Source organism: Streptomyces palmae (assembly GCF_004684805.1).
GTDB lineage: Bacteria > Actinomycetota > Actinomycetes > Streptomycetales > Streptomycetaceae > Streptomyces > Streptomyces palmae.
Genome location: NZ_SRID01000573.1, coordinates 1 through 2,780, shown reverse-complemented (window position 1 = coordinate 2,780; position 2,780 = coordinate 1). Strand labels below are relative to the sequence as shown.

General features: G+C 76.3%; 3 protein-coding genes. All 3 read left to right on the top strand.

Annotated features, from left to right (window positions below; genetic code table 11):
- On the top strand, positions 1 to 417 hold a 417-nt coding region (locus E4099_RS31075; protein WP_209446813.1), incomplete at its 5' end, for a gamma-glutamyltransferase.
- Positions 418 to 570: 153 nt separating this feature from the next.
- Complete coding sequence (locus tag E4099_RS31070) at positions 571 to 1,398, top strand: inositol monophosphatase family protein (protein WP_135342440.1); 828 nt, start codon at positions 571 to 573, stop codon at positions 1,396 to 1,398.
- A 65-nt stretch (positions 1,399 to 1,463) separates the two neighbouring features.
- A partial coding sequence (locus E4099_RS31065; RefSeq protein ID WP_209446814.1) for a phytoene desaturase family protein occupies positions 1,464 to 2,780 on the top strand: 1,317 nt, incomplete at its 3' end.

The window sequence follows — 2,780 nt, the reverse complement described above, 5'->3', positions numbered from 1 at the left end:
CGCACCACCCTCACCCCCTCCCTGGCGCTGCGCGGCGGCACCCCCGTACTGGCCTTCGGCACCCCCGGCGGCGACCAGCAGGACCAGTGGCAGCTGCACTTCCTGCTCGCCCTGGCGGGCGCCGACCCGGTCCGCGGCGGCCTCGCGCTCCAGGACGCCATCGACGCCCCCAACTGGCACACCGACGCCGTCCCCAGCTCCTTCTACCCGCGCGGCCTCCGGCCCGGCGCGGTGACCGTGGAGTCCCGGATCGGCGAGCGGGCCGTGGCCGAGCTGCGCCGCCGCGGACACCGGGTGGCGGTCGGCCCCGCCTGGTCCGAGGGCCGGCTGTGCGCGGTGGCCCGCGACCCGGAGACCGGCGTGCTGGCGGCCGGCGCCAACCCCCGCGGCATGCAGGGGTACGCGGTCGGCCGCTGACAGCGAGGCCACGCCCGGGGCCGTGGCCACCCAAGTGACGCCCGGCGGCCTGCGCCCGCTGCCCGGCCGGGGGCACGGATCTGTTCACCTCGGCGACGCCCGGCGGCCTCCGTCCGGAAACGGGCTGTCGGTGGGGCATGGTTCCATGGGTCCATGCTTGAGCGATTTCTCACCGGTGACCTGTCCGCGGTGGAGGAGGCGGTGCGCAAGGCGGCCGAGGCCGAGATCCTGCCCCGGTTCCGCCAGCTGGCCGACCACGAGGTGGTGCAGAAGAACGGGCCGCACGACCTGGTGACCGTCGCCGACCGGCTCGCCGAGGAGCACCTCACCGCCTCGCTGACGGCCTTGCTGCCGGGCTCCCTGGTGGTGGGCGAGGAGGCCGTGCACGCCGACCCGTCCGTGCTGGACGCGCTGCGCGGCGACGCGCCGGTGTGGATCGTGGACCCGGTCGACGGGACCCGGCAGTTCGTCCACGGCGACACCGGCTTCGCCACCCTGGTCGCGCTCGCCCACCGGGGCGAGGTGCTGGCCTCCTGGACGTACGCGCCGGCCCTCGACCAACTGGCCGTGGCCCGCCGCGGCGCCGGCGCCGTGCTCGACGGCGTGCCGCTGACCGCCGGTTCCCCCGAGCCGGGCCAGGTGCTGGAGGTCGCCATCTCCCACTACGACTTCACCACCGAGGCGCAGAAGCGCGCCCTGTCCGGGTTGGAGACCGAAGGCGTGGCCCCGCGCCCCTGCGGCTCGGCCGGTCTGGAGTACCTGGCGGTGGCCCGCGGGCAGCTGGCCGGCACGGCCTTCTCCTGGGAGAACCCCTGGGACCACGCCGCCGGGCTGCTCCTGGTCGCCGAGGCCGGCGGCGCCAGCGCCACGGTGGCGGGCGAGCCCTTCCGGATAGCCGGTGGCAACGCGCTGCCCTTCACCGCGGCCCGGGACGCGGCGACCGCAGCGCATATTCTGGGTCTGCTGGCCCAGGCCGGCTGACCGGACCTCAGCAGCGCACCGGGAGGCCCGGTCCCCCGACGCCGAGGAGGACCGAAGTGCCGTCGATGCTGGACGCGGTCGTGGTGGGAGCGGGCCCCAACGGCCTGACCGCGGCCGTTGAACTCGCCCGCCGCGGCCTGGCGGTGGAGATCTTCGAGGCCGCCGAGGCGATCGGCGGCGGAGCACGCACCGAGGAGCTGACCCTCCCCGGCTTCCGGCACGACCCGTGCTCCGCCGTGCACCCGCTGGGCGTGGGCTCACCCGCCTTCCGCGCCCTGCCGCTCGCCCGGTACGGCCTGGAGTGGCTCCACCCCGAGCTGCCGATGGCCCACCCCTTCCCGGACGGTACCGCCGCGGTGCTGGCCCGCTCGGTGGGGGAGACCGCCTCCTCCCTGGGCGCCCGGGACGCCGGCGGCTACCGCCGGCTGCTCGCCCCCTTCCTGGGGCACTGGGACAGCATCGCCCCGGACATCCTGCGCACACCCTGGCTCGGGCTGCCCCAGGACCCGGTGGCCTGGGCCCGCTTCGGCATGCTCGCCATCCAGCCGCTGAACTGGCTGGCCCGCCGCTTCCAGGACGAGAAGGCCCGCGGCATGCTGGCCGGCCTGGCCGCCCACGCCATCGCGCCCACCAGCGGCCTGGCCACCAGCGGCATCGCGCTGCTGTTCGCGCTGGCCGGGCACGAGGTGGGCTGGCCGGTGCCGCGCGGCGGCTCGCAGGCCATCGCGGACGCCCTCGGCGCCCATCTGGCCGACCACGGCGGCGTGGTGCACACCGACTTCGAGGTCCGCCGGCTGGACGAGCTGCCGCCCGCCCGGGCGTACGTCTTCGACACCTCCCCGACCGCGCTGGCCCGGATCGCCGGCCTGGGCAGCGCCTACCGGAGCTACCGCTACGGCCCCAGCGTGTTCAAGCTCGACTACGCCCTGGACGGCCCGGTGCCCTGGACCGCGCCCGAGGCCCGGCGGGCGGGCACGGTGCACATCGGCGCCACCCGCACCGAGATCGACGCCGCGCTGCACGCCGCGGTCGAGGGCGCCGACCCCTCCGTACCGTTCCTGATCACCGCGCAGCCCAGCCTGATCGACCCCACCCGCGCCCCGGCCGGCAAGCACACCTTCTGGGCCTACGGCCACGTTCCGCACGGCTGGACCGGGGACGCCACCGAGGTGATAGAGCGTCAGCTGGAGCGGTTCGCCCCCGGCTTCCGTGATCTGGTGCTGGCCCGCGCGGTCGCCGGCCCCCCGCAGCTGGCCGCCCGGAACGCCAACTACGTCGGCGGCGACACCGCCTGCGGTGCCTTCGCGGGCCTCCAGACGGTGCTGCGCCCCAAACTGGCCCGGGTGCCCTACGCCACCGCCCACCCCGCCGTCTTCCTGTGC